Annotated in this window: 22 protein-coding genes; 11 read left to right on the top strand and 11 right to left on the bottom strand. The window is 67.2% G+C overall.

The genetic code is table 11. The features are described 5' to 3' along the window. The first annotated feature begins 72 nt into the window (after window positions 1–72). Window positions 73–726: a hypothetical protein gene (locus tag IPI67_03920; protein MBK7579333.1), complete on the top strand. Its 654-nt coding sequence runs from the start codon at window positions 73–75 to the stop codon at window positions 724–726. Here the strand turns inward: IPI67_03920 and IPI67_03915 are convergent. Genes IPI67_03915 through IPI67_03905 form a run of 3 tightly spaced genes read right to left on the bottom strand, consistent with a single transcriptional unit; the run spans window position 689 to window position 4,128 of the window. Next, complete coding sequence (locus tag IPI67_03915) at window positions 689–1,891, bottom strand: radical SAM protein (GenBank protein MBK7579332.1); 1,203 nt, start codon at window positions 1,889–1,891, stop codon at window positions 689–691. The genes IPI67_03920 and IPI67_03915 overlap by 38 nt on opposite strands. Beyond that, the gene (locus tag IPI67_03910) at window positions 1,884–2,903 is read right to left on the bottom strand and encodes a hypothetical protein (GenBank protein ID MBK7579331.1); all 1,020 of its coding nucleotides are present in this window, start codon (window positions 2,901–2,903) and stop codon (window positions 1,884–1,886) included. Before IPI67_03910 ends, IPI67_03915 begins: the two co-directional genes overlap by 8 nt. 10 nt (window positions 2,904–2,913) lie before the next feature. Beyond that, window positions 2,914–4,128 (bottom strand): hypothetical protein, encoded by a 1,215-nt coding sequence (locus IPI67_03905; GenBank protein ID MBK7579330.1) that lies wholly within the window; start codon window positions 4,126–4,128, stop codon window positions 2,914–2,916. A gap of 78 nt (window positions 4,129–4,206) precedes the next feature. Here IPI67_03905 and IPI67_03900 point away from each other — a divergent pair, with 78 nt between their 5' ends. Next, on the top strand, window positions 4,207–4,863 hold the full coding sequence (locus IPI67_03900; protein MBK7579329.1) for a 2-hydroxychromene-2-carboxylate isomerase: 657 nt from the start codon (window positions 4,207–4,209) through the stop codon (window positions 4,861–4,863). 87 nt (window positions 4,864–4,950) lie between these two features. Here the strand turns inward: IPI67_03900 and IPI67_03895 are convergent, their stop codons facing one another. Together IPI67_03895 and IPI67_03890 are read right to left on the bottom strand one after the other, a co-directional pair. Then, window positions 4,951–5,370 carry a FixH family protein gene (locus IPI67_03895; protein ID MBK7579328.1) on the bottom strand — a complete coding sequence of 140 codons (420 nt, stop codon included), beginning with the start codon at window positions 5,368–5,370 and terminating at the stop codon, window positions 4,951–4,953. Window positions 5,371–5,495: 125 nt separating this feature from the next. Further along, window positions 5,496–6,689, bottom strand: a complete 1,194-nt coding sequence (locus tag IPI67_03890) for a polysaccharide deacetylase family protein (GenBank protein MBK7579327.1) — start codon at window positions 6,687–6,689, stop codon at window positions 5,496–5,498. Between the two features lie 175 nt (window positions 6,690–6,864). Here IPI67_03890 and IPI67_03885 point away from each other — a divergent pair, with 175 nt between their 5' ends. Together IPI67_03885 and IPI67_03880 are read left to right on the top strand one after the other, a co-directional pair. Then, a complete protein-coding gene (locus IPI67_03885; GenBank protein MBK7579326.1) occupies window positions 6,865–7,434 on the top strand; it encodes a hypothetical protein in 570 nt (189 codons plus the stop codon). 46 nt (window positions 7,435–7,480) lie between these two features. Further along, complete coding sequence (locus tag IPI67_03880; GenBank protein ID MBK7579325.1) at window positions 7,481–8,140, top strand: hypothetical protein; 660 nt, start codon at window positions 7,481–7,483, stop codon at window positions 8,138–8,140. A gap of 19 nt (window positions 8,141–8,159) precedes the next feature. Here the strand turns inward: IPI67_03880 and IPI67_03875 are convergent, their stop codons facing one another. After that, window positions 8,160–10,178, bottom strand: coding sequence for a hypothetical protein (locus IPI67_03875; protein ID MBK7579324.1), 2,019 nt, complete (start codon window positions 10,176–10,178; stop codon window positions 8,160–8,162). Window positions 10,179–10,288: 110 nt separating this feature from the next. On the opposite strand from IPI67_03875, the gene IPI67_03870 reads away from it, so the two are divergent. Continuing rightward, window positions 10,289–11,317 carry a hypothetical protein gene (locus tag IPI67_03870; GenBank protein ID MBK7579323.1) on the top strand — a complete coding sequence of 343 codons (1,029 nt, stop codon included), beginning with the start codon at window positions 10,289–10,291 and terminating at the stop codon, window positions 11,315–11,317. A gap of 74 nt (window positions 11,318–11,391) precedes the next feature. After that, window positions 11,392–12,297: a hypothetical protein gene (locus tag IPI67_03865; protein MBK7579322.1), complete on the top strand. Its 906-nt coding sequence runs from the start codon at window positions 11,392–11,394 to the stop codon at window positions 12,295–12,297. Window positions 12,298–12,536: 239 nt separating this feature from the next. On the opposite strand, the gene IPI67_03860 is transcribed toward IPI67_03865, so the two are convergent. After that, window positions 12,537–14,996: a GcvT family protein gene (locus IPI67_03860; GenBank protein ID MBK7579321.1), complete on the bottom strand. Its 2,460-nt coding sequence runs from the start codon at window positions 14,994–14,996 to the stop codon at window positions 12,537–12,539. A gap of 67 nt (window positions 14,997–15,063) precedes the next feature. Between IPI67_03860 and IPI67_03855 the strand changes: the two genes are divergently transcribed. Next, the gene (locus IPI67_03855; protein ID MBK7579320.1) at window positions 15,064–15,861 is read left to right on the top strand and encodes a class I SAM-dependent methyltransferase; all 798 of its coding nucleotides are present in this window, start codon (window positions 15,064–15,066) and stop codon (window positions 15,859–15,861) included. A gap of 8 nt (window positions 15,862–15,869) precedes the next feature. On the opposite strand, the gene IPI67_03850 is transcribed toward IPI67_03855, so the two are convergent. Then, the gene (locus IPI67_03850) at window positions 15,870–16,601 is read right to left on the bottom strand and encodes a glutaredoxin family protein (GenBank protein MBK7579319.1); all 732 of its coding nucleotides are present in this window, start codon (window positions 16,599–16,601) and stop codon (window positions 15,870–15,872) included. A 157-nt stretch (window positions 16,602–16,758) separates the two neighbouring features. Between IPI67_03850 and IPI67_03845 the strand changes: the two genes are divergently transcribed. The 4 genes from IPI67_03845 (at window position 16,759) to IPI67_03830 (ending at window position 22,443) form a co-directional block, all read left to right on the top strand. After that, complete coding sequence (locus IPI67_03845) at window positions 16,759–17,361, top strand: TetR/AcrR family transcriptional regulator (protein ID MBK7579318.1); 603 nt, start codon at window positions 16,759–16,761, stop codon at window positions 17,359–17,361. Beyond that, the gene (locus tag IPI67_03840; protein MBK7579317.1) at window positions 17,358–18,422 is read left to right on the top strand and encodes a radical SAM protein; all 1,065 of its coding nucleotides are present in this window, start codon (window positions 17,358–17,360) and stop codon (window positions 18,420–18,422) included. Before IPI67_03845 ends, IPI67_03840 begins: the two co-directional genes overlap by 4 nt. Before the next feature lie 10 nt (window positions 18,423–18,432). Beyond that, window positions 18,433–20,961: an SCP2 sterol-binding domain-containing protein gene (locus tag IPI67_03835; GenBank protein ID MBK7579316.1), complete on the top strand. Its 2,529-nt coding sequence runs from the start codon at window positions 18,433–18,435 to the stop codon at window positions 20,959–20,961. 132 nt (window positions 20,962–21,093) lie between these two features. Continuing rightward, the gene (locus tag IPI67_03830; protein MBK7579315.1) at window positions 21,094–22,443 is read left to right on the top strand and encodes a hypothetical protein; all 1,350 of its coding nucleotides are present in this window, start codon (window positions 21,094–21,096) and stop codon (window positions 22,441–22,443) included. A gap of 38 nt (window positions 22,444–22,481) precedes the next feature. Here IPI67_03830 and IPI67_03825 read toward each other — a convergent pair whose 3' ends face one another. The 3 genes from IPI67_03825 to IPI67_03815 all read right to left on the bottom strand — a co-directional run bounded on the left by IPI67_03825 (window position 22,482) and on the right by IPI67_03815 (window position 25,732). After that, window positions 22,482–23,216 (bottom strand): class I SAM-dependent methyltransferase, encoded by a 735-nt coding sequence (locus tag IPI67_03825; protein MBK7579314.1) that lies wholly within the window; start codon window positions 23,214–23,216, stop codon window positions 22,482–22,484. A 150-nt stretch (window positions 23,217–23,366) separates the two neighbouring features. Beyond that, entirely contained in the window at window positions 23,367–24,725 is a 1,359-nt protein-coding gene (locus tag IPI67_03820) for a hypothetical protein (protein MBK7579313.1), read from the bottom strand. Then, window positions 24,722–25,732 (bottom strand): hypothetical protein, encoded by a 1,011-nt coding sequence (locus tag IPI67_03815; GenBank protein ID MBK7579312.1) that lies wholly within the window; start codon window positions 25,730–25,732, stop codon window positions 24,722–24,724. The genes IPI67_03820 and IPI67_03815 overlap by 4 nt, the downstream gene beginning before the upstream one ends. Window positions 25,733–25,937: the final 205 nt, after the last annotated feature.

Here is a 25,937-nt window from a genome sequence, read left to right as displayed (position 1 = left end):
GCCCCGAAGGCGGCGCTTCATCGACGCTGACGATTTCACGCGCTTGGGCTAGCGTCGTCGGGGAGAGGTCCCATGTCGAAGAGCACCCTGGTTTCCAGCATCGTGTCACTAGCGCTGGTCGCGACGACCGCAACCGGTTGTGACGATGAAAAGAGCACGTCCGCACCGGCGACCGCGACCGCCACTGCGGCGCCGGCGCCCACACCGGAAGCGAAGCCAAGCGCTCCGGCCGCCAGCGCGGAGCCGGAAGAGCCGCACCACGATTGCCCCGAGGGCTCGACCGGGCCGGGGTCGTTCAAGAAACCGTGCGAGGCCAAGGGCACGGCGCGCATGATGGAAGTGACGTGGACGGGCAAACAGACCGACACCGGGCCGTCGTTCCGCGTCGTGAGCAAGTCGAAGCTCGAGATCTTGTACGGCAAGGTCGCCGTCTATTTCTACGACAAGGCGGGCAAACAGCTCGAGGTGAAGGTCGAGGGAGAAGGCAAAGGCAAACCGATGCAGGTGTGCTCCGGAAACATCTTCGACGGTCCGATGAAACCCGCAGAGAAGGCCGTGATCACCTTCTCCTGCGTGAAGGCCAAACACGTCCCCGAAGGCACCGCGGCCATCGAGGCCGAGATGGAGGTCGTGGGTTTCTCCGACGCGAGCAGCAAGAAGAACGAGTTCTACTGGCAGAACAAGGAGCTCACTCCCGACGCGCGGCCGAAGGGGAAGAAGAAGTAGCGGTCGAGTCCCGCAAGCGGGAGAGATCCTCCAGCTCGTCCGTGGGGACGGACCGCTCGGCAAAGAGCCGCGTGAGCTCGGCACGGGTGGCGTCGAAGTAGGCGTCGCTGGCCTGGGCGAGCAGGCCGTTCTGCTCGTAGATACTCGCTACCAGCTCGCTGCGGTGCAGGCGGTCGATGCGTACTCTGCGGATCCACGGCGAGAGCAGCGAGACCAGCCGCGCGGGATCGAGCGGGAGCATCGGCTGAATCACGGCGAAGGTGACGAGGCCGCTGTCGTGGCACATGCGCAGCGCCCGAATGCGATCGGCGATGCGGTCGGCTCCGGGCTCGAACCGGTGGCGCATCGCATCGTCGTCGGTCGGCACCGAAAAACCCACCAGCGCGCGATCGAAGCGCGAGAGCAACGGCAGGTCCTCGGTCAAGCGTGCGGCTCGCGTCAGGATGCAGGGCGTGAAGCCCGCGTCCAGCAGGACCTCGAGGCAACGCCGCGTGATGCGATGACGGCGCTCGAGGGGCTGGTAGGGATCGGTGAGGATCGGGCTCATGCGTACGATGCCCGGCTCGACCTCGCGCACCTCGCGCGCGAGCACCTCGGCGGCGTTGGCCTTGACGTCGACCCAGCGCCCCCAGGTGGCGTGTGGGAGCCCGTCGAGCGCGCGGGACACGTCGGCTTGATCGTTGACGAAGCAGAAGCGGCAGCCGATGGCGCAGCCGACGTAGGGATTCAGGTAGTACTGGCCTGGCCCCTCCCGAATGAGCACGCGCTCGACGTCAATCTGCCGCAGCTCGAAGCGACCGGTCGCGGGAGCTCGCGCTACTCGGGGCAGCTCGCCCTCCCGCCGCTCGAGCTCCCTCGTCACGTGCGCGAGCAACAGCCGGTCGGCCTCGCCCAAGGCACGGTCTTGACGCGGATCGCGCGCGTACAGGTTGAACCGCCGAGTACGGCAGTGACAATCCCGAGTCAGCGAGCGTTCGCCGAGCTCGATGCGCAGATGCTGGTTTTCGCGGGCAACGTGCAGGGTTGGCCCCTGTTCGACGTCGAAGTCCACGACCGAGAACCCGTGCGGCAGGTTTCCCGGAACGAGCAGGTCGCCGAACAGCTCGCGTACACGGCGATCGACCGTGCGTCGAATGTTCGGCTCGGTCGCGCGGCGGTCAGCCACAAACGCCGACGTCGTTACCCGTGCCGGTCAAACAGCTCTTGCCGCTCGGGCAATCCGACGAGACTGCTGCGCGACACGTCTTGTTGCAGGTGAAGGTCGTTCCGCTGACGTTGGCGCACAACCCGCGCCACGCCTTGCCGTCACTGCCGCAGGGCTCTCCGCCCGTGGAACCGCTCGCGCAGGTCCCGCCGATTGCTGCGGAGTCGCCGGCCTCGGCGAAACACACGGCGTTGAGCGCGCAGGTTTGTGCGTTCGGGCAACCGGGGGTCGTCGCCCAGAAGCTACACTGATTGCGGCACACACTCTGGCCCTGATCAGTTGCGCAGATCAGACCCTGCGCGCAGCCGGTGTTGAGCGGAGTGGCTTTGCAGGACTGGCCGTCGGACGCACTGCCCGCGCCCCAGCAGAAACCTGTGTTGTCGGCCTGGGAGACCTTGCAGGTGGCGCCACCCGCGCAGGCTGCTCCTTTGAAGATGCAGTCCGGATAACACGCGCCCACGGTGGCGCTGTCCACCTGAGCCACACACGTCTTGCCCGTCGGGCAGTCGAGGCTGTCGGAGCACTGACCGTTGACACACTTGGCGGTGGCCGGGTCGCACACCATCGTGCTCGAGTTGGGGCAGTCTTCCGCCTTGGTGCAGGTCGTGGTCGAACCACCAGAACCGCCGCTTGCACCGGAGCCGCCAAAGCCACCGCTTGCGCCGGAGCCGCCGACTGCGCCGGAGCCACCGGTTGCGCCGGAGCCGCCGACTGCGCCCGAGCCGCCGAAGCCGCCGGTCGCGCCGGAGCCGCCGGTTGCGCCGGAGCCGCCCACTGCGCCTGTGCCGCCGACCGCGCCTGTGCCGCCAAATCCGCCGGTAGCACCTGCTCCACCCACGGCCCCCGCGCCACCGAACGCTGAGCTTCCACCGAGCCCGCCGTCGCCAAATCCGCCGCCGCCGCCCGGGGATGAGCAGGCGACTGCCAGAAAGATCAACGAGCCGAGGCCTACCGCGGAGCGCAGGGGTTGCATTTGATGCCTTCTACGGAGCGCGCCTTCCCAATGTTCCCCGGAGCCGTGCAAAGTCCTGATTCTCCGAGACTGTCCCGAAGTAGTAACGCAGCCAGAGCCCGGTCGTGACGAAGCCTGGTCTGAAGGTATCGCCGTCTGAGCCGCGCCACTGGCTCAGCATCACCCCAACATGCAGTCCCGCCTCGATGTGTTCGCTTGGTCGGAATCCCAAGGGCTGCAGGTAAGGGTGAACAAAAACCGACGAGCGTGGGTGTCGGACCGAGTCGTCGCTGTCGTTCACACTGGACCAGAGCCATCCGCTGGTGACTCCAGCGCCAATGCGGAGCGGGCCCGCCGTTGCCACGGCTGCGAGATCCACGCCGAGAGGAAATAGTCCTCCCGCGTCGCTGATCGCAGGCAAGAACGCGATGCCCAGCTGCAGCGCCAAGCTATTGCCGAGCGGCGCGGCGTAGCTCACGTCGACGCGCGCGCCCAGCAAGATGCGGGGCTCCGCGTCCCTCGGCGGCGAGACGTAGTTGAGAGCCCCTGCCCCCAGGGCAAAACGCGGCAGGGAGCTCGGCGGAGGAGGTGGCGGAGGTGACAGACAGGGTGAGAGACAGACCCGGGGTTCGCAGCGGGGATCGAGCTCGAGCGTCCGTGTTTCGCCAGCGCCAAGCTCGAAACGAGTCTGCGCTTCGCACTCCCCGATCAGCGCAAGTTCGTGCGCTCCGGCAGCCAAGCGCAGCGGCGCGTCGAGTGGGAGCGTCCCGGCGTCCTTGCCATCGATCTGGAGCGCACTGCCGGGTGGACCGCCTTCGATCGTCACCCGACCCGACACGGCGTCGAGCTGTTCGCGCAGCGTCTGCGCGCTCGTGAGCAACTGCGGCTCCGTTGCACATCGCACGAGCTCGTCGAGGTGGCGCTCCGCTGCCGCGAGGTCCCCCAGCTTCAACTCGGTATCGGCGAGCAGCACGAGCAGTCGTGGCAGAGGGGCGAGCTCGTAGGCGCGACGAAAGGCGTCGACGGCGCTGGCGACGTCGTCTGCATCCAACCTGGCACGCCCTTCCAGGTAGAGCTGTTTCGCAAGCTCTCGTTCCTGGGGGTTCGGCTGTCGGGGAGGAGAGCAATCGCTGGGAGTCGGCTCGACCGGAGCGGGATCCGCCTTGCCCGGCCGAGCGAGGCCGGCGAGCGCGGAAGCGACGAACAACGCCCGACGGGCAAAGATCACCTCGCGGTCAGTCGCCATCTCGACCACGAGGGTATCGCTCGGCGTGCGGGGAAGGAATCACAGTCGCGCGGGACTTTGGGCGTATGATTTCGGAGCATGCCCGGCGCCATCCGATGTTTTTTCGATTTTCTTTCGCCCTACGCTTACCTGGGGTTTTCGAGAGTGCAGGCCATTGCCGCGCGGCACGCGCGTGACGTCGAACCGGTGCCGGTGCTCTTTGCGGCGCTGCTGAAGGCCCACGGGACCCGCGGCCCCGCCGAGGTTCCCGCGCGCCGAAGGTATCTGATGAAGGATGTCGTGCGCCTCGCACACGACTACCAGATGCCGCTCGACGCGCCGTTTGCGCACCCGTTCAACCCCCTCTTGATGCTGCGAGTGAGCTCGCTGCCGATGGACAATCGTGAGCGCGTTCGGTTGGTCGCAGCGCTCTATCGCGCCACGTGGGCAGAACGGCGCAACGTCGTCGAAGCGTCGGTCGTGGGCGAGGTGCTCGGAGTGATGGGCTTTCCGAGCGATTGGCTGGACCTTGCCTCACAGCCAGAGGCAAAAGAGCGCGTGCGCTACCAGACTGATGAGGCCGTTCGGCTTGGCGTGTTCGGAGTGCCGAGCTTCGTCGTCGATGGCGAGCTGTTCTGGGGTTGTGACTCCTTGCCCCACCTGGACCGGTTCCTCGCCGGGGCGGATCCGGTGCCCCGCGACCTCCTGGCGAGGTGGGAAGAGCTCCCGGTGCAGGCGACGCGACGCGAAGCGTGATGCCGTCCGAACGTTGCGCGCCGACCGCCGTCGTCGCTCGCGCCTGGCCATGTCCCAGACGACCCGCCCCGCGGACGAGATGCGCGCTCAGTCGACGTCGTAGTGCACGACCAGCTCGTCCTGGCCGCCGGGCGCCGACACGTACACGTGTACGTCCCAGGGCCCCGCCATCTGGAATACGACGTTGTCGATGACGTAGTCTCCGGCCGAGACCTCGCTGATGATCGGCGTGTCGCTGGAGCCGTGGCCGTGCTCTGGGCAGAGCGCCTCTCCGGCGAGCAACGCTCCCTGGACGGGGCTCCCGTCGGCGCGTGTCAGGCGGAGCTGGACCATGTTGTGCCCGACCGTCGGCTGGCTCGCGAACACACCCTCGTAGAGGGCCGCCTTCGACGTCACAAAAACCTCAGATGGTTCGCGCGCCTCTTCGTCATTGCCGCAGCCGATGCAGGCGAAGGTGAGCGCGAGCGCTGCCACGAGGACACCCATGCGACCGATGCAGGCTTTCATGCTTCGATGTTCCCGGGATTCAGGTTCCCGCGCTAGCGCCCGCGAGCGCGCAGATGATGGACGTCATGCCGCACCGCGGCGACGCCGTGCAGCCCGCAAGGTGGCAACGCGAAGCGCGCCCCTCGTCAGTTGGGCAGGCAGGCTTGTGCGGTCGAGGCCGATGCGTTGGACGAGCCGATGAAGCGATTCGCCGTGGTCGCCGCGGTGCCGGCGATCTTGCTGCAGTTGCCGTTCGACGTGTCGGCCTTCGACACACAACTGCCGGTCGTGCCGCCGTCGAGGCTGGTGCAGAAGGTCGGCGCTTTGCCGCTCTTGTCCGGGCAGTACCCCTCACAGGCAACGGTGCAGAACCCGGTCTCGGCTCCGCCGGCAGGCGTGAACAGATGGCAGCTGCCGCTCTTGCCGTTATCCGTGAAATTGCACTCCGTGTCGCTCTTGCAACTGTCACCCACGAACGGGGTTGGTGCAGGCGTGGCGCCGTTCAGGAGTGGGAACGCTGCCGCGTCATCGACGTTCACGAAGGAGAACCCGCCGTCCTTCAGCTTCTGGATCACCTCGCTGAGGTGAGACGCGGTGTTCTGGTGGATGTCGTGGAACAAGAGCACGCCGCCGTTCTTGCTCTTCACCTGGCTCATCACGTAGCCGACCATGTCGTCGCGGTATCCGTCCGGGACGAAGCGGAACGTCGACTGTGAGCAGTGCCCGGAGCCGGACGCGGCGAAACACCAGTCCGCCGAGTCGATGTGCCAGCCCGTGACGGCGTAACCGTAGCCCTCGACGAGATCGACGCCCGCGCAGCTGGCGGAGCCAAAGGGAAAGCGAAAATAGCGTGGCGTCGCGCCCGTTGCGAGGATGACGTCGTGGGTCTTCTGGACCTCTTCCTGCACCTTCGCGATGCCGACTGTCTTCAGGTTCAGGTGGTTCTGGGAGTGGTTGGCAAGGATGTGTCCCTCTTCCAGGATCCGGGCGAGCACCGCGCGGGCCGCGTCGCTGGTCACGCGTTTGCCGTTGATGAAGAAGGTCGCCTTGATGCCGTACTGCTTCAGGATGTCGAGCACCTGAGGAGTCGTTGCTGGGTTGGGGCCGTCGTCGAAGGTGAGCGCAACTCGCTTCGCAAACCCGCTCTTGTCGGGGATCACCACGCCGGAGCAACCGCTCGAGTCGACCTTGCCCATGTCGGTCTGCTGGTAGGCGTCCTCCCAGGCGGCGATGTCGTTCGCTCCCAGGGTCTCGTCGTGGTCGTCGCTTGCCCCGCAGGCGCCCTGCAGGACGATGGGTGCCAGAGCCAAGAGGGGGAAGTAGAACGAGATCCTGCGCATTGGGGGCTCCAAGGGATGATGCCGCATAGGATAGGAGAAGCCGCGCCGGCGCTCAACCCGCTGAAGGAGCACGAGCTTGGCGCACGGGGTCTGCGAAGAACGGCGGCCCGGTCGCCGTGCACGATCAGCCTTTGCTGCGTTGATATCCCGCGAGATGCCCGCTATCTCGGACCGGGTGCACGAATTGCGGTTCTGGGTTCTGGCGTGGGGCCTATCGGGCATGGCCTGCGAGCGCTCGCTGGGGTCGGAACAGGTGTCTCGACCGGCGGCAGCTGGCGCGTCCGCGACCGCCGCGGCCGGCCCCGCTACGGTTTCCCCGCCGAAAGCAGGCCCGTTGCCGCCGCCCATCGCGAGCAGTGTGCTGCTCCTCCAGCGTCCGGGTCCCGAGGCGATCCTCGTGCCTCGAGCACTGGGCGCAGAGTTCTACTTCAGTGGCGTCGAGTTCTGGTCGCCCACCGAGGCCGACGCTCGTGCTCTCGAAGCGGCGCTGCCCGGAGCCCTGCGGTCATCCAAAGACCGGCGAGCCGCCGCGATCAGCAGCCAGCTCGGCAAATACCGGCGGCAATATGTCGGCATCGTCCGGGGCGGAAAGCGCCGCGTGTTCGGCAACTTCTTCTGCGAAGCTCGACCTGACTGGAAGGAGCGCGGAGTGTTCGTGAAGGATGGTGGCGACTGCTACTTTCAGGTTCAATTCGAGCCTGGCAGCGGCGATATCGTCGAGCTGAACATCAACGGCGAAGCGTGAACCGTACGCACTGCCAAGCCGCTGCGGATCTGCTAGGTTCGCGAGAATGCCCCCAAGCCGCGCCCAGGGAGCGTGGATCGCGGCCGCGCTGATCCTTGCGGCGTGTGCGGTGGACGCAATCGAGCTGGCCGGGAAGAACTGCCCGTGCGCGTCGGGTTGGGTTTGCATCAAGGGACACTGCGAGCTCGGGACCGGGGGCGCGTCGACCGGGGGCGCGTCGACCGGCGGCGCGTCGACCGGGGGCGCATCGACCGGCGGCGCGTCGACCGGCGGCGCGTCGACCGGCGGCACGTCGACCGGCGGCACGTCGACCGGCGGCACGTCGACCGGGGGCGCTGGCGGCACGTCCGTCCGCTGCGGAGCGGAGACCTGCGACCTCCCAGATCAGTTCTGCTGTCATGCGAGCTCGGCTTCGTCGGACACCGGAGCTTGCTCCGCCACCGGTACCAGTTGCACCGGCACGCGTATGCTGTGCGACGACGCAGCGGACTGCGGCGGTGTGCCCAAGGTCTGCTGTGCACAGCTGGATTCCGGAGGCCAGTTCAAAGCGGACGTGCAGTGCAAGGCAGCGGTGAGCGACTGCAAAACACCCGGGAACGGGATAGTGGAGCTGCTCTGTGATCCAGCAGCGAATACTCCGTGCCCAACCGGCTTGAGCTGCAAGACCTCGACGAAGATCGCCGGCCACTCGTCTTGTAGGCCTTGACTGATTCGATCGAGGTGCGTCACGGCAAGAGGCAGCCCAGGGTTGCCCGCCGTCCCTCGAGCAGCAGCGGACCGAAGCCGGCGATCGCTCCCCGGCTGCGGCAGACGCGGTGAACGGCGGCGGCGCAGTCTCCACTCCAGGCATCCGCGGGCTGGTAGCAGGCGCCGTGCCCGTGCTCGAGCTCTTCAAAGTCGACCTCCGGCAAATCCAAACGAGCGTCGACGCAGGTCAGGTCGAACCTACCGTCGGGACCGCCGGGGCCAGGCGGCACGAACAGCCCCGTTCGTGCGCCAGTTGCCACGCATGCGCGATGTGTCGCGCGCCAACAGGCGCCGGGACTGCCGTCCGCCGGTGTGCATTCGGCGTCGATGCGGGTGAGGTCAGCCCAGGTAACCTCGAGCTTGCGCCCTCTGTGGCAGATCACGATCGCGATCGGACCGGTGTTTTCCACCGGACCGAACCCATCATCGTGTCCGTGCGCGCGGCAGAATGCCCGGCTGGCGCGCGTGCAACTCGGCCCATGGCGCTCACCGCCAGCGTCGCAGTCGCCATCGTGCTGCCCAAGCTTCACGTAAGGAACCTCGACGACCTCGACGCCGCCTGCCGATGTCTCGAGCGTACGAGGCTCGAGTGCAGCCACCTCGCAGTGCGCGAGCTTGGGGTCCAGCCCACGATAGGGACCCAAATGATGCTCACACAGGAGGGCGAGGTACCACGCCAGCTGGTCGCGGGCGTGCCCGTGGATGGACTCGTGAACCTGCGCCAGGGTCGCGATCGGAGTCCCGCCTCTCGCGTCAGTTGTGATCCGGTGCGTGACTTCGAGAAATCGTGCAGCGCGCAAGCGTGCGTCCGCGAAGGCCACCGGCAGCGCGCCGACGAGCAGAGCCAAGAGCAGCCACGCCGTGACCGTCGCGAGACCTACACGACGCTTGCCCGTGTCCTTCGATTCGGATTGCAGTGTGGCGCGAACGAGCACGACGTGCCCCAGCGCGAACGTCCCTGATGCCAAGAGCGTGAACCGCTCGCCGAGCCCGGCGTGGGTGATGCCGCCCCATCCGGCGCGCCCCCAGCCAATGGCGGCGCCAACGCTCAGCGTCGCGAGCAGCGCGCCAAACAGGAGCCGCGTCCTCCGCCGCTCGGCGGGGCCCTCTGCCATCTGCCCGCGGAGGGCCGCTGCCACGATGGCGGTCAGCGTGGCAGCGGCGATCCAGCCCGACAGCGGCCAGAATCTGCCTCCCGCAGGGCCGAAGCCCATTGCGAAGAACTCGATGGCAGTCTTCCACTTTGCTGCTTCGCCGCCCGACCCCCGGAGCGATGGCTCCCAGGTCAGAAGCGTACCGGCGAGCAGCCACGTGCTGCCGACCAGCAGCGGTGCGCCCCAACGAGCGCGCTGCCGCGCGGGTTCGTCGTCCCAGTCGAAGGCGTACGCCGCCACGAACGGGGCGAACACCGCAGACGCGACTAGGCCGTTGATGCCACAGAGGCTCAGCGCGACCAAGCTCAGAGCTGTGCCGAAGAGCGAACCGCGCACACCCCGCGTCGCATTCCACGCCGACAGGAGCGCGAGCCCGAGCAAGCTGGTGTGTAGCGCGAACTGGAGATCGAATGCGTGTACGAACGTCGAGACCAGGCGCGGGCTCAGGAACAGGAGCGGGACCACCGCGTCGACGACACCGAGTCGGCCGCGTGCTTGCCGCGCAAGGCGCAAGAAGATCCAACACGATGCGGCCAGCGCCACCAGCCCCAGAAAACGCGGCGCCCACAGGCGCCCACCGCTCAGCCAGATGGCCGCGATCTCGAGCAGCTTGGGCAGCACCAAGCGGTGTCCGTTGAACGGTGTGAGCAGCTCATCCGTCAAGCGCGCGGCCCCGGTGGCGCCGGGGATCAGCGTCATGTCGTCCATGATGACCATGTCGACGAACGCGATGGGTCGGAGCAGCGCGCCTGAGGCCACCGCGAGGGCGACCACCGAGAGCGCCAAGAACACCGGGGCGCGAGCTGGCCGAGTCTTCAAGATCCCCTGAGGTGACGCTATCATGGGGATTTCTGCTGCGGCGGAGACTGAGTGAAACCGGTCTTGCCGCGCGGGCGTACGCTAGAGTCGCAGAGTCGCTGATGGCTGCCTGCGGGCAGCCAAGAATCACCGGAGTGCACGTGAGTCGATCGAGCTTGGCCGTTGGAATTGTGGTTGGCGTCGCAGCCTTCGTTCCCTTCATGCCGTCGGCCAGCGCCTTCGTGGGTACACCCGTCGGGGGTCACCCGGGCGAGCTGGACGTCAACGGGGTGGTCACGATGGAGCGCGGCAAGACCGAGCCCAACGAGAACCAGGCCTCGTACATGAAGACGAAGGGCTGGTACGAGTACAAACTCGGCGTCGGTTACACCGTCGGGGACGTCGGCCCGCTGCAGTTCTTCTCCGTGAGGCTCGAGGGCACGCATTTCCAGACGCCCGCCGAGACGAACGACCCAGCAGAGTGGCAGGTGGGCGCGCCCGGTTCTTCACCGCCGGGCACCATCGGCTCGGAGTGCGCAGCCGGCGCGACCTACCAAGGCGGCGGAGTGTGCGAGTTCTACCCAAAGGACCAGGGCACCATCGCCACGGCAACCGTGTCGTTTGCCGTGATCCACGACCCGAAATTCGCGCTGGGTTTCTATCTGAAGGGCAGCGCGCCGTTCGGCATGAACCTGGAGAAGTTCGAGAACCCGCGGCTCGACTACTTTGCCGGTGGTCTCAACGTCGGGGTCGAGCTCGAGACCTGGCTGGGTTTCGAGAGCACGGTCTATATCGGGTCGGGTACCCGTCCGTTCGGGAAACAGCAGAACGGCGCCGCGGCGCTCTCGGGCATGTTCGACTTCAAGGCGCGACGTTGGCTGTTGCCGTGGAAGGCGGGGCTGAAGCTCGGGCCCTACGTCGAAGGCGACATCCACGAGCGCTTCGACGAGCGCTACGATCGTGCGTACAGCCCCGTGGTGCTCCCCCAAGGGGGCGGCGCGCCGGAGCAGTCACGCGACCGCATCCGCGCGGCGCGCTTCGCGGTGGCGCTCTTGCCGTACTTCCTGGTTACGGAGCACCTGTCGGTCGAAGCCGGCTACGTACAGAAGTTCTTCGGCTACGACGCCCGGGCGACCCAAGTGTATTTTCTGGGCCTTCGCGGCTTGATGAGCCTCGGGAGTTGACCGGCGTCACGCGGCAGGAGGCTCGGCGCTGGCCGGCGTTGGCGCTTTGTTGGGGGTCACCGTAGAATCCGGCCGTGGTCAACAGGGTCGTTCTGATGTTCGGGGTGGTGTTCATCGCCAGCTGTTCTTCGACGGCGCGGAATCACTCGAGCGAGAACAGTGGAGGCAGCGCGGGCGCCGCAGGGGCAGCGGGGAGCGGCGGCGTCACTTCTACCGGGGGTGCGGGCGGCTCGACGAGCGGGGGCACGGGCGGCTCGACGAGCGGGGGCATGGGCGGCTCGACGAGCGGGGGCATGGGCGGTGTTGGAGCGGTGGCAGGGACTGGCGGAGTTGCCGCGTGTGCCGGCAGCACCAAACAGGTGACGGCAAAGCTCAGCGGCGACACGAACATCTATCCAGAAAACACCGTCGCGAGCCCGAACTGCGAAGCGACGATCACGAGCGGGGTGAGCGAGGTGCTGAGCGTCGGCGCCGTCGCGGACAAAGCAAGCCGCACGCTTCTGCGCTTCGAGATCGACGCGGAGACGGCTCAAGCGTTCCAGACGGGCAAGGTCCAGTCGGCTCAGCTGGTCGTTCACCGAGCGCTCGGCGGTGCGTGCTCCGGTGCGTGTCCCGTGCAAGCCGGTGGCGTACTGATCTATCCGCTGACCACGAACTGGGTTGAAGGCACCAGCGGGAGCGCGAGCGGCGCGACCTGGTGTTATGGCGAGCGCGGCGGAAAACTGATGAAGTGGCAGCAGAACGGGGCGACGGGCGCCAGCGACCGTGGAAACCTCGCCGGTACGCTTCAGTTCAATGGCACGGACGAAAACCCAACGGTGGCTCTGGATCCGAGCCCGCTCAAGAGCTGGATCGACCCCAAGAGCACCATCAGCCTGTTGCTGGAGCGCCAGCCCGCGGAGAACACCAAGCTCTTCATCTACGCCAAGGAGCACTCGCTGGCACAAGGCGCCTCCCTGACCTTCCAGGTCTGCCAGTAGTTCGCGCCGGCGCGCCGCGCGCTAGTCTCGACCCGAGCAGTCTTGCGACGCTCAGATCGCTATCGGCATGCGCGGCGAAACCCACTTGAACTACCGGCGAAGCCGGCGGATGCCTCCTCTGGCCTGGGATGAGTCGCGAATTTCTTGCAGGTCGCGCGCCGGGGGTAACCTCGAAGAAACCCTCTCGCAGCAGTGTTTCCGCTGCGCGAAAGCGCCCAAGTCGAGGCTATAGCGCCGCGTCAGCTCTTCACCCGCAGCATGTCCGGATCATAGAGCGGCTTCATCGACGCGATGGCGGGGTAGAGCCTGCCGGCGATGTCGACCTCCCATTTTCCGGAGTCGAGATACGCCCGCGTCACCGGCTCGCCGGCCTCGATCATCGCGAGACCCACGGCGCCGCCGAGGGTGTGGCCGTACGAGGCCGCGCGGATGTAACCCACGGGTTTGCCGTCGCGATGCACGATCTCCGCGTGGAACATCAGCGGCTCGGGGTCCTTGATCAGGATCTGCAAGATGCGGCGTTTCAGCGGCCCCTCCGCCTTCTTTGCCAGCACGGCCTCCTTACCGATGAAGCCGCCGGGTTTGTCCAGGTTCACCGCGAAGCCGAGGCCCGCCTCGAGCACCGAGTCGGTGTTGTCGATATCGTGGCCGTAGTCGCGATATCCCTTCTCCATGCGCAGGCTCGCCAGAGCCTTGAGGCCAGCGTGCCGCAGCTCGACGGCCTTGCCCGCCTCGACCAGCCGGTCGTAGACGTGGGTGGCCTGCTCCGCCGGGACGTAGAGCTCGTAACCCAGCTCCCCGAGATAGGTGATGCGCACACACAACATGCGGGCAAACCCGATGTCGATCTCCCGCGCAGTGCGGAATGGAAACACTCCGTTCGACAGGTCGGTGGAGGTCAGCCCCTGCATCAGCTCGCGTGACCGCGGCCCCTGCACGTTGAGCTGTGCGTAGCCGGATGTCACGTCAGTGATGGCGACGTGAGCGCCTTCCGGGACGTGGCGGCGCATCCACGTGAGCACGTGGCGGTGCGCCGTGTCCGAGGCGACCACCAAGAAGCGTTCGTCTCCCAGCTTGGTGACGGTGAGATCCGCCTCCAGCGTTCCGCCTTCGTTCAGCCACTGCGTGTACGTGATCATCCCGGCGGGCCCGTCGACGTCGTTCGCGGAGATGAAGTTGAGCAGGCGTCCGGCGTCCGGACCTTCCACCGAGAATTTCGCCATGAAGGACATGTCCATCAGGATCACCCCTTCCCGCGTCGCTCGATGCTCGGCCTGCCACTGGGAAAACCAGCTCTGTCGTCCCCAGGACAGGCCGCCGGCGTCGGGCTCGGTTCCGGGAGCTCCGTACCAGTCCGCTCCCTCCCAGCCGCTCACGTCACGGAAGTACGCGCCCTGCGCGGCGAGCCGATCGTAGATCGGAGACTTCTTCGCGCCGCGGGCGGTCTGCATCGAGCGCGTCGGGTAGTGACACTGGTACACCATGCCCAGCGACTCGACGGTGCGGGTGCGGCGGTACTCCGGGGTCGATTGATAGGTGTGCAAGCGATCGATGTTGAAGCCGGTGACGTCCGCGTCCGGGCGACCCGTGCTGATCCAGTGGGCCAACACTCGACCGAGCCCACCGCCGGTGATGATGCCGATGGAGTTCAAGCCGGCGGCCACGAAGTAGTTGCGAAGCTCCGGCGCCTCACCAACGATGGGCGCCAGATCCGGTGTGAAGCTCTCCGGCCCGCAGAAGAACTTGCGCACGCCAACCTCCAGGGAAATGGGCACGCGGCTCATGGCCTTCTCGACGTACGGCCCCATGCGATCCCAGTCGGGAGTGATCTCACCGAAGGAAAAGTCTTCCGGGATCCCCTCGACCTTCCACGGCGCACACACCGGCTCGAACAGCCCGATCATCAGGCCGCCGACCTCCTCGCGGTAATAACCGTGACAGGCCGGATCTTCGATCACCGGCCAGGCTCTGCCGAGCCCGGGGATCTTGTCGGTGATCAGGTAGTAGTGCTCTGCTGCCTGCAGCGGGACGTTGACGCCGGCCTTTTCGGCGAGCTGTCGGGCCCACATGCCCCCGCAATTGACGACGTATTCGGCCTCGATGTCGCCGTACGGCGTCGAGACCCCGGTGACCACGCCGCGTTTGTGAAGCAGCCCCGTCACCGGCACGCCTTCGATCAGGCTGGCGCCGGCGAGCCTCGCGCCCTTCGCGAGGGACATCGTTGCGTCGACGGGATTCACCCGACCGTCGCCCTTGACGTAGAAGCCGGCCAAGATGTCGTCGGTCCTGGCCATGGGAAAGAGCGTCGCCACTTCCTTCGCGGAGATCTCCTGAACGTCGACTCCGCAGTGACGATTGAACGCCGCGATGCGCCGGTACTCCTCCAGTCGGTCCGGCTCCGACGCAAGCTCGATGAAACCCACCGGTTCGAAGCCCGTCGAGAGCCCCGTCTCGGCCTCGAGTCGGGCGTAGAGATCGCGAGTGTACTTTCGCATCTCCGTCGACGTCTCGGAGGTGGAACCGAACGTCACCATCAGCCCCGCCGCGTGCCAGGTCGTGCCCGAGGTCAGGCGATCGCGCTCGAGCAAGACGACCTCACGCACTCCCAGGTGCGCCAGGTGGTAGGCAACGGAGCAGCCGATGATGCCGCCCCCAACGACGACCACTCGTGCGTGTTTTGGCAGAACGGGCTCGGACATGGGCCCGGAGCATAGCGGATGTGGCCGCCCTGTACGCGGCTCCCGGCGTTGGATAGGCTCACCGCAGATGGGCCACGCACACTATTCGGCCCGCGACATCGAGGCGCGAATTCTGGCGGCCATCCGCGCGGCGGGGTTGAACCCCGAGCAGCGTCTGTCGCCCGACGACCTGGGCGCACTCGACCATTTTCACACCGGCGGGCTGCGTGCTTCCGTCGAGTTGCTCGAGCTAGCGCAGCTCCGGGCGGAGGACCGTGTGCTCGACCTCGGGGCTGGTCTGGGCGGCGCCGGCCGTCTGCTCGCATCCAGGCTCGGCTGCCGCGTCGTGTGTCTCGAGTTATCGCCGGACTACTGCGCGGGCGCGGTCCTCTTGAACGGGCTGACGGGCCTGGGTGGCCTGATCGAGGTGCAGCAGGGCAGCGCGCTCGAGCTCCCGTTTTCCAACGCCTCGTTCGGTGCCGTCTGGATGCAGAACGTCGGCATGAACATCGCGGACAAACCCAGGCTCTACGCGGAGGTCCACCGAGTCCTCCAGCCGGGAGGCCGCTTCGCTTTCCAGGAGATGGCCGCTGGCGTCGGGACTACGTCCCATTTTCCCCTCCCGTGGGCGACTGATCCCTCCGACAGCTTCTTGGTCTCCTCCGCAGAGCTTCGCTCGGGGTTGGTCGAGCAAGGATTCGTCGAGGAGCTCTTCGAGGACACCAGCGACGCGCATCTGAACAGGACTCCCGGCCCGGCCGCGCCGGGACAGCTGAGCTTGGACGTGTTCGTCGATGATCTCGCGCGGAAAGCCGGCAACGCCCGGCGCAGCCTCGAGCAGGGCCAGATCCGGCTCGTCCGGGGGGTTTTCCGGACGAACCAGTGAGTCTCGCTTCAGCGCGCTCGTGCTTCGAGGCGACGCTGAGTCGCCCTGGCGATTGCCGCCGACCAGCGGCCCTCGCTGAAGCCCGTCAACACTTCCCCATCGATGTCTGCCGTGGGTATGCCCCGCCCCGGGTTGAGCCGATCGCGTTCGCGCCGGGCGGAGTCGCTGCTCTCGATGTCGCGCTCGCTGTAGGCGAGATTGTTGACCTGAAGCCACGCGCGCGCTCGCGTGCAGTGCGGACACCACTGGGTGGTGTACATCGTGATCCGGACCGCACGCATTGCGAGCCGGAGCTCTTCGGCGCCAGGTTGTTTGGGTCTTGCAGCAGCGGTGGGTTCGGATGACGCCGGCGGTCTCTCGGTGTCCTCGGTGCGGCGTGACGGAACGGGCCCATCTTTCACGGGCAATTCCCGCGGCTCGGCGCCAGACTTCCGATCGCGCTTTACATCGCGCTCGGCAGTAGCCAGCGCCTGCGAGGGGGCGTCGCTCTCCAGTGACGCACGCGTGGTGCTGAGCGCGTTGCTTTCCGGGTTCCGGGGGCGCACGAGCGCGTATCCCGCCAGCGCAGCGAGCACGAGCGCGATCAGCAGCAGCGGCCACGGCCGCGTCCGACCGGCGCTCGCGCCGTCGGTCCCCGCCGCTCCCAATGCCGTGCTGACCGGAGCTTCACGCCGGCAGAGAATGCAGCGACCATCCGGGCCGACCGCGAGCCCGTGTGGTGCGCAGCGCTCCGTCCCCATGGGCCAAGCGTACGAGGATTCGCCGTCTGAGCGGTGAAACCGTGGGGCAGCGATCCCGTGGCTGACTGACGGATCTCAGGCGCTCACCCACCGGAGTCCGCCCGCGCTTGACCCTTCGGGCGTGGTGAGTTAAACACCTGTTTAGAACGGCTGTTTAATGACAAATACCGGCCCCAATCCTGCAGATCTAGACGGAGTCCGGGAACGCATCCTGAGCGCTGCTCGGTCCGAATTTGCCGCCCGGGGCTACGCCGCCGCATCGGTCCGGACCATCGCTGAGCCCGCGGGCGCAACCGCCGCGATGATCAACTACTACTTCGGCGGCAAACAGGCCCTCTACGACAACGTGGTCGCCGACGCGCAGAGTCGACTGCTGGCACGGCTGGCGGCCGCCATCGCGGAGGGCGGCAGCGACGGCCTCCCGGTCCGGCTGGCCCTCGCGTACTTCGATTTCCTCGTGCAGGAGCGCGACGTGCAACGCCTGCTGCTCCGCCAGTTGCTCGATCGCGCCGATCACCAGCGGGAGCGCGCTGAGGAGACGATCGGCCCGCTGCGCTCGCTGCTCGAGCAGCACTTCGGCGATCGCGAAGTCGCGCACCAGTTTGCCGTGAGTGTGTTCGGCGCCATCGCCGGATACTTTCTGTACGAGCCCGTGCTCGGTGCGTTCCTGGGTGAAGACCCGCTGTCACCCGTGAGCCTGGCCGCCCGTCGCCGTCACATCGCGGAGCTCGTCTCTTTGATCGAGAGGACCAAACCATGAACAGCAGAGCCAACGTCTTCGAGGTCACTCGCCAGCTGGTGGGGGCCCGGTTTCGCTTCCAGCATCCCGTCTACCTGGTGCACGCCCTCACGGCGCGCTGCAACGCCCGCTGCGGTTTCTGTGCCTGGAACCCGGACTTCTACGACGCGAAAGAGCAGCTCTCGACCCCGGCAATCAAACGACTCTACTCCGACGCGCGCGCCGCGGGGTTCATCGGGCTGTCGGTCTGGGGGGGCGAGCCGCTGTTGCACCCGGACTTCGACGAGATCATGCGGCACGCCCAGGAGCTCGGCCTGATCACCAACATGGTGACGAACGGCTTCTTACTGGAGAAGAAGCTCGAGGCGGTGGCGCGCAGCATCGACAAGCTCAGCATTTCCCTGGATCACCCGTCCGCGAAGCACGACGAGCTCCGTGGAATTCGTGGCCTCTTCGACAAGATCGTGTCCGGGACCCGCTCGCTGCGCGAACGCAGGCCGGACAAACAGATCATCTTCGTCTGCACACTGCAGAAGGCGAACGTAGATCTGCCGACCCTGCGTCAGCTTGCAGAGCTGATGGCGGATCTCGGTGTGCTTGGTGTGTTCAACGGCCTGCGCGAAGAGGCGGCCACCGAAGGCGGGGACGCCGGCATTGCGAAGTATGCCCCCACGGAAGCCCAGCTTGGCGAGGCGTTCCGTGAGCTCGGGAGGCTGAAGCGCCGGGGTTTCCCGATCCTCAACTCACACACCCACATGAGCATGATGGCGAGCGGGCCGCCCGTTTACCGCTGCCACTGGCCCAAGTTCATGCTGCCGGTGGAGGCCAACGGCGACATCGTCGACTGCATGCACTGGGGCACCCGGCCAATCGGCAACCTGAAACAGACGCCGTTCGCCGAGTTGCTCGCGAGTCCGCGCCTGCGCGAGCTCGCGGGTGCAACGGGTGAGGCCTGCCACAAGTGTGTGTCGATCCACCGGGTCGAGATCTCGGAGGTCTCTTCGGGGAATCTGGAGCCCATCAGGTCCTGGGGCATGTTGAGGAAGTCGCCGCGGCGGCTCCCTGTCGTTCTTTCCGCGTGAGGAGGTCAGCATGGGTGTGTTCAGGGATCGCGCGGAGTTCGAGAACGTGATGAACCGACTGTTCGAGCGCCTGATGTCGGCTCCTGCCGTCGCCGGCCCGCTCGAGAGCACCGAGCTCGTGGTGCGCTTTCGGTACCCCGATCTCGACTCGGTGCTGACCTTCGACTTCAAGCACAAACCCGCCGAGTTTTCGGCTCGGGGCGACGGCGCCGCGGACGTGGAGATGGTGCAGTCGTCCGACACCGCGCACGAGTTCTGGCTCGGCAAGCTCAACCCCGTTCGGGCGATCGCGACCGGACGCGTGCGTGCACGCGGCGACGTCGCCGGGGCTCTCAAGCTCTTGCCAGCCATCCGCCCGGCGTTCCAGATCTACTCCGACGTGCTCGGTGAGCTGGGACTCGGCCAGCGAGTCGCCAAGGAGCCCGCACGACGCCGGCGGCGCCTCGAGTGGCGGCGGCTCTCGGCACTGTTCCGTCGTCGCCAAGGGCTGGACCGGAGCCGCTTGCCGCGCGATGCCGTGCCCCCCACCGAGACCGAGGCAGCCGTCCCCGCGGCGGCGCGCGAACCGTTGCCGGATGACACGAAACTCCTGCGCATCCAGATGCTCGCGCGCATGACGTTGATTCGCGAGTTCGAGGAGCAGCTGGCCGCGGCGTGGAAGGATGGCGCGTTGCCCACTGCTGCCATTCACCTGAGCACCGGGCAAGAAGCCACGGCGGTCGGCGTGTGTTTCGCGCTCCGTCCCGACGACGTGATCGCAACGACTCACCGTGGACACGGGCACATGCTGGCCAAGGGCGCGCCCGCCGACCGGATGATGGCGGAGATCTTCGGCAAGGAGTCCGGGCTGTGCGCAGGCAAGGGCGGCAGCATGCACGTCACGGATGCCAGCGTTGGTGCCATCGGCGCCAACGGCATCGTGGGCGCGTCACCGCTGCTGGCCGTCGGCGCTGCGCTGGCATTTTCCCAGAAGGACGAGAGCGCGGTGGCCGTGGCCTTCCTGGGCGACGGCGCCACGAACCAGGGCATGTTTCACGAGGCGCTCAACCTGGCGTCGGTGTGGCAGCTGCCGGTGCTGTTCGTGATCGAGAACAACGGCTACGGAGAGTTCACGCCGCAGGCCGGCTCGACGAACGTCGCGCGGCTGGCGGATCGAGCCGCCGCCTACGGAATGGCGGGGGTCAGCGTCGATGGCAACGACGTCGACGCCGTTCATCGCACGGCGCGGGAGCTCGTCCAGAAAGCGCGCGCCGGAGGCGGTCCGGCGCTGCTCGAGTGCCTGACCTACCGCTTGCGCGGCCACATGGAGGGCGACGCCCAGACGTATCGCAGCGCCTCCGAGCTGGCGGAGTGGAGAGCGAAGGACCCCTGCGTGCGTCACCGGCGCGCGCTCACGTCCGAAGGGCTCATCGATGAACCGGTCGCGCAGACGATCGACGCGGAGGCGCGCGCTCAAATCGAAGCTGCCCTCGACTTCGCGCGTCGCTCGCCGGAGCCCGGACCGGCCACGCTGGTCACGCACGTGTTCTCCCCCGAACCGAAGCGGAGCGAGTCGGCCTCGCTCGGCGAGTGTGTGACGATGACGGCGTCGGCAGCCATCAACCTCGCGCTCCGCGAGGAGATGCGGAGGGACGAGCGCGTCGTGCTCCTGGGTGAGGACATCACGCTGGGGGGCTACCTGGCGGTGACCCAGGGTCTCGTGGATGAGTTCGGCAAGAAGCGCGTGAAGGACACGCCGATCAGTGAAAACGCCATCCTGGGTGGTGCGGTCGGTGCTGCCATGAACGGCCTGCGGCCCGTCGCCGAGATCCTGTTCGCGGACTTCTTGACCGTGTGCGCGGATCCGCTGGTGAACCAGGCGGCGAAGCTGCGTTACATGTCCGGCGGTCAATACTCGGTTCCGATGGTGGTGCGCACGCCCGGCGGCGCGGGGCTCGGCATGGCCGCGCAACACTCGCAGTCGCTGGAGACGCTGTTCATGAACGTGCCCGGGCTGATCATCGCCGCACCCGGGACCCCGCGCGACTGTCGAGCGATGCTCAAGGCAGCGATTCGCTCCGACAACCCCGTGCTGTTCTTCGAGCACAAGCTGCTCTACTTGACCGAAGGCCCGGTGCCGCTGGGCGACGACGTGGCCCAGCTCGGCGTCGCGCGGGTCCTTCGCCCGGGCAAGGACGTGACCATCGTGGCGCTTTCGTACATGGTGCAGGTCGCGCTCGAGGCGGCGGCCGAGCTCGCTCGGGAAGGGATTGACGTCGAGGTCATCGATCCGCGCACCGTCTCTCCGCTCGACACCGAGACCATTCTCCAGTCGATCGAAAAGACTCGCCGCCTGGTCACGCTCGAGGAGAGCCCGATTCGCGGCGGTTTCGGAGCGGAAGTCGTGGCGAGGGTGGCCGCCGCTGCCCACGGTGTGCTGGCGGCTCCGCCCGTGCGGGTCGGCGCGGGGGACCACCCGATCGCGTACAACAAGGCCCTGGAATGCCTGAGCGTTCCGGACGTCTCGCGAGTGGTAGCCGCCGTCCGGCAGTGTTTCTGACGCTATTGGTGTAGGCTCGACGGCAGCGGGAGCGGCGCCATTTCAGGCGGGCCGGCGGGGTCGGGAATGAGCCCGGTCGAGCTGGCTCGATGGCCCGGTATTGGCGCGCAAAACCCAAGAAAGGCGGGTCACGTGAATCAACCCCTTCGGCCGTTGGCCACGGTCATCCAACTCGCAGCTTTGACGCTCACCGCCAGTGTTGCCAGAGCAGAGACCTGGTCCGAGGTGAGCACCAACAACGAAGCGTGCTCGCACATGGAGTTCATCGACGACAGCACGGGGTTCATGGGTGCCCCCCTGAAGCGAACGACGGACGGCGGCGTGACTTGGACGGAGATCACCATGCCCACGGGGCATTTTCTGTCGCACTTCCACTTCTTCGACGCCCAGAACGCCTTCATCATCACGAGCAAGCCGTCGGGCAGCAATCCGCAGAACTCCACCTGGCAGACCACGGACGGCGGCAAGAACTGGACGGCGCTGCAGACCGCGCCCTTCGGTGCGGCCAACGCCAACCGCCTGATGTTCACGTCGGCGTCGAACGGCTACGTCGTAGCCCGTGCGCTCAGCAGCACGGGGTGTACTTCCCCGGGGGCCGCCTGTGACTACGTGCACAAGACGACGGACGGCGGCAAGACCTGGGCCCCGCTGGACGTGACGAATTACCCGCTGGGCTTCGGTTCGATCTTCTTCGCAACCGATAGCGTGTTCTTCAAAGATGGAACCGGCGGGATCTTCCGCAGCGACACCGGCGGTACCTCCTGGACCTTCCAATACAAGGACACGGTCGGCATCCCTGCCGGCGTGACGTTCTACGACACGAAGTTCGGCTTCGCGAACAACAGCAATCTGTTTCAGCTCATGTACACCACCAACGGCGGGACGACCTGGACCGCCACCAAGATTGGTGGGGCCAACAAGACGCCCAAGGGCTACGCCTTTCGCGACGGAACCACGGCGTTTGCGCTCGTCACCACCAACACGAACAAACGCGAGATCTGGCGCACTTCGGACAGCGGCGCGAACTGGACCCAGGACACACTGCCCGCGGGCTACGAGCTTGGCGGCGGGTTCACGTGTGCGGCGTGGCCGTCGACGGGGGTGCAGTACGCGGCGGGATCGCAGAAGGTCCTGCGCATCGGAACACCCACGGGCAAGAGCGACGCTGGAGTCGGCGGAGCCGGTGGTGCGGCGGGAGGTGGTGGAAGCGCAGGCACGGGCGGCGGCAGCGCCGGCGTGGGTGGTGGCGCGGCGGGCGCGGGCGGTGCCGCGGCGGGCGCGGGTGGAGTGATCAGCACGGGCGGCACGCCTTCGACCGGTGGGAGCCCTTCGACCGGCGGAACCAAGAGCAGCGGAGGAAGTGACGACGGTGGTTGCGGCTGCCGTGCGGCGGGTGCCACGCGGTCGGGCGCTGGCCTCACTCTGCTGGGCTTAGCGCTACTCGCCCTGCAGCGTCGACGGCGGCGCGCGCACTCCTGGTGAGCCCGGCGGCACTCTGGCAAAGCGAGCTGGGCCCGAAGTCAGAGCTTGCGGAACTTCAGCACGAAGCGATCGCTCGTGCCGCGGAGCTCGCCGGCCTTGCGCGGGCTCGCGTTCCAGTCTCGTGTGTCCTTCGGGTTCTTCAGGAAGGTCGCCGCTTCGACTAGCTCGAAGCCAGCACTCTCGACCTCGCTCTTCACCGAGCTCTCCTCGATTCGGTGCAAGGTCTCGCTTTCGGTGACACCCGAGCCGGCACGTGCACTGTGGTCGGCGATGCCGTAGATGCCGCCAGGCTTCAGCGCGGCGTGCACCGCACGGTTCATCTTCGCGCGGTCGGCCTTCCACCACACCGTGTCGTGATAGATGAGGATGACCAGGACCGCGTCGAGCTCCTTGGCTTCGGGTGGCAGCGGATCATCGAACTCGCGGTCGACCCGCACGACCTTTCCGAGGGCTGGTTTCGTCAAGCGCTCCGACCACGGTTTCTCTGCGAACCGCTCCAGGATGAAGTGTGAATTCTGGCCGAAGACTGCGCCTTCAGGGCCCACGACTCGCGCCAGGAGCTCAGTGGTGTAACCGCCGCCGGCACCGAGCTCCGCGACGCGCTGCCCGGGTTTGATGCCAAAGAAAGCCAGCAGCTCTCCGGGATGCCTGCCGGCGTCGAGCGCCCGGTCGTCCGCTGAGCGATCCTCGGCGCTCACGGCGTGCGAGATGAACTCGGGCAGTGCGGGCGTTGGAACAGGCGCCGCTGCCGGTGGAGCGCTCACCGTTGCCACTGACGGGCGCGGTGTTTGGGTCTCGCTCGCTGGCGGTGCGCCGGCACACGCAACGGCAACACTCAGGGGCAGGAACGCGGAGAACCAGATCGTTGGCCGAAGCACGGTCCGCCGGACATAGAGCCGAGCGCCATGTACCGCAAGCGGGTGTCAGCAGTTCGCGCGGGATGCGCGCTTGCGCGATGCGAAGGCAAGCAGGGCCAGTCCGAGAAACCAACTTCGATGCGCGACGTTGCTCGTACCAACGGCCTCACACCCGCAAGCGCCCGCCTCGTCCGAGGGGTTGGTAGGGTTCGCGGGTTTGCCCGGCGCACCGGCCAGCCCTGACTTGCCGGCGTCACCGTTGGGGATCCCGCCTCCGGCCGCGCCTCCCTGCGCCGCTCCGGCCGCGCCCGCCGCACCCGCGGTGCCACCGGCACCTGCCGCACCCGCGGCGCCGGCCGCGCCTGCGGCACCGTCGGTCGCACCATCGGCGCCCGCGGCATCGGGGATCCCTGCGTCGTAGCCCGGAAGGCCGGGATCGACGCTGACCTTCACGACGGCACTCGTCGAGCCGTTCAGACCCTCGTTGGTTGGTGTGGAGAACACGGCGCGATATTCGCCGGTCTTGGCCACGGGTACCTTGGCGCTGTACGCGCCAGCGCCGCTGCCCGCCGGCAGAGTCTGGACGGTCGCGAAGGTCGTCGTGCCGATGTCGCGGCGCTCGAGCACCACCTTGCGTGACGAGAGGTTGTTCCCCGAGAGTTTGCCGTAGCCGGTCGCCGTCTTTGCGGTCAGCTTGCCGTCGAACGCGACCGGTTGCCCGGCGGCGACGCTGGTGGCGCCCGCGGTCAGCGTGAGGGCCGTGTTCACGTCCAGGCAGGTGCTGATCTTCGTCGAGGTGGTGAGAGCGTCGTAAGTCAGCTGCATTCGCGCGACGTCGCAAGGCCCATAGGCCTTTGCGTTCCAGCCGCTCTTGCCCTTGTAGGGGGTGGTGCTCTGCATGACCGTGTATTTGTACTCCGTGCTCGCGGTCACGATGGGATGGTGGTCCAACATCATCACGTGCCCGATCTCGTGGAGCGCCACGCGCTCCACGCGCAAACACGAGGCGGGCTCGGTCGCGTAGTTCTCACACCACTTGAGCGTGCCCCAGTCGTACGCGGTGCCGTGGGGCCGGATGGTGATCCGGAAGCTCTTCGTGGACAGGTTGCGATAGGCGCAGGCGATCGCGGCGGACGTCGAGCACGGCGCTTGCGAGGCCGTTGCGTAGTTGAAATAGGCCGGGCCCGAGGCGGCGTACTCCAAGCTCGGCGCCTTCGAATTGCGCGAGGCGTTCGAGTCCGCGGCTGTGGTGTCGAGTACGGGCTTCAGCCAGCCGGGCGGCGGGTGACTGGCGTCCCATTTGTATTTCAGGACCGTGCTCTGGGGCCACGGTGAGCCGCCCGGAGTGGGTGTGTTGTGTGCGCTCGCGCTCACACACAGCCCGGCCGCGGCCAACAACACCAGCCCAGCACCGAGTGCCCTCATCGGGCACCGCTGACTCGCGGGGCGTACCAGCGCTGCTCTCGCACGGAGAGCAACCGAAGCTCGGGGTCGAAGGCGCGGCCCTCGGGGGAGGTTGCGATCAGCCCGTCCGGCGCGGCCAGCTGAAGCACCAGGCTGCCCGCGAGGGGAACGTCACGACCGACCGCTGCCCCGCTTGCGACACTGACCACCCTGAGCACACGCCCGTTCGGGACCTCCGCTTCGAATGCCAGCGCGGCGCTGCCGTCCTCCAGGCGTGTGACATCCGCCAGTCCAGCGGAGGCCGCCAGCGTGCGGGCCTCTCGCGTCCTGCGATCCACGGCTCGCACTTCGGCCGGCAGAACGTGCGACGCGGTGCGAATGACGAGGACGCTTCGAGTCACTCCGAGCAGGGCGCCCTGGTCGGTGGCGTCGAACGCCGTGACCTCGCCGCTCTGGAGGTCGAGCACGCGGACGCGGCACAGCTCTTCGCCGCACGACTCGAGGGCGACGGCGTCGCCGTCGATGGAACGGTGGAGCGTGCTGGCAAAGTGTTTGCCGTAGGGCTCCTCGATGGGGATGGCGGGGATGGCCTCGACCGGAGCTCCTCCCGATAGGGGCAGGCGTACGACCCCGAGCGGCAAGCGCTCCGCTCTCGAGACGCGGTACACGAACGCTTCCTGACCGACGTTGATGGCGTGACGCACGACCTCCGCCGTGCTCCACAACTGGCGCGTCCCGTCGGCGGGAGACCAAATGGAGACGAGCGAGCGACTGCCGTCATCGCCCCCAAAGATCAGCTGCCCGTCGTGCACGCGGGAGGCGAAGCTCTCCGCCGGCAAGTCGATGCTGCGCTTCGAGCTGCCGTCGAGGCGGCCGACGAGCAGGCGCTGGCCCACCAGCGATCCGTCGGGTGAAAGCACCGCGTCGAGCTCGGCGGCGACGGGCGCGGTGTCGAGGGGCGCTGGCTGTCTTTCACAGGCGGCGAGCATCAACCCGCAGACGACGACGCTCAGCCTCCGCGTATACATCGGTCCAGACTATCACGACGTGATCCGCAGCTCATCGCGGGACCTCCGCTCGATGCCCGGCGCCCGACGACCGTGGCGACTGAACGTACGCTCTCTGCCGCGAGGAACCGGTTTGGGAAACGCGTTCGAAACCTTGAGCTGCTAGTCTCGAAGCTTGCAGGAAACCCTGCGCAGATCGCCCGATTTTTCCGCAGCGACAAAGGAC

It is taken from the genome of Myxococcales bacterium, assembly GCA_016706225.1.
Lineage (GTDB): Bacteria > Myxococcota_A > Polyangia > Polyangiales > Polyangiaceae > JADJKB01.
Note: the sequence above shows the minus strand (reverse complement) of the source record. Positions and strands in the feature narration are given on the sequence as shown.

Coding starts and splice junctions, on each gene's coding strand:
- IPI67_03845 (MBK7579318.1), top strand. CDS start 16,759: ATGACAAATACCGGCCCCAATCCTGCAGATCTAGACGGAGTCCGGGAA.
- IPI67_03855 (MBK7579320.1), top strand. CDS start 15,064: ATGGGCCACGCACACTATTCGGCCCGCGACATCGAGGCGCGAATTCTG.
- IPI67_03875 (MBK7579324.1), bottom strand. CDS start 10,178: ATGATAGCGTCACCTCAGGGGATCTTGAAGACTCGGCCAGCTCGCGCC.
- IPI67_03820 (MBK7579313.1), bottom strand. CDS start 24,725: ATGAGGGCACTCGGTGCTGGGCTGGTGTTGTTGGCCGCGGCCGGGCTG.
- IPI67_03835 (MBK7579316.1), top strand. CDS start 18,433: ATGGGTGTGTTCAGGGATCGCGCGGAGTTCGAGAACGTGATGAACCGA.
- IPI67_03910 (MBK7579331.1), bottom strand. CDS start 2,903: ATGCAACCCCTGCGCTCCGCGGTAGGCCTCGGCTCGTTGATCTTTCTG.
- IPI67_03895 (MBK7579328.1), bottom strand. CDS start 5,370: ATGAAAGCCTGCATCGGTCGCATGGGTGTCCTCGTGGCAGCGCTCGCG.
- IPI67_03815 (MBK7579312.1), bottom strand. CDS start 25,732: ATGTATACGCGGAGGCTGAGCGTCGTCGTCTGCGGGTTGATGCTCGCC.
- IPI67_03920 (MBK7579333.1), top strand. CDS start 73: ATGTCGAAGAGCACCCTGGTTTCCAGCATCGTGTCACTAGCGCTGGTC.
- IPI67_03900 (MBK7579329.1), top strand. CDS start 4,207: ATGCCCGGCGCCATCCGATGTTTTTTCGATTTTCTTTCGCCCTACGCT.
- IPI67_03840 (MBK7579317.1), top strand. CDS start 17,358: ATGAACAGCAGAGCCAACGTCTTCGAGGTCACTCGCCAGCTGGTGGGG.
- IPI67_03860 (MBK7579321.1), bottom strand. CDS start 14,996: ATGTCCGAGCCCGTTCTGCCAAAACACGCACGAGTGGTCGTCGTTGGG.
- IPI67_03905 (MBK7579330.1), bottom strand. CDS start 4,128: ATGGCGACTGACCGCGAGGTGATCTTTGCCCGTCGGGCGTTGTTCGTC.
- IPI67_03880 (MBK7579325.1), top strand. CDS start 7,481: ATGCCCCCAAGCCGCGCCCAGGGAGCGTGGATCGCGGCCGCGCTGATC.
- IPI67_03850 (MBK7579319.1), bottom strand. CDS start 16,601: ATGGGGACGGAGCGCTGCGCACCACACGGGCTCGCGGTCGGCCCGGAT.
- IPI67_03890 (MBK7579327.1), bottom strand. CDS start 6,689: ATGCGCAGGATCTCGTTCTACTTCCCCCTCTTGGCTCTGGCACCCATC.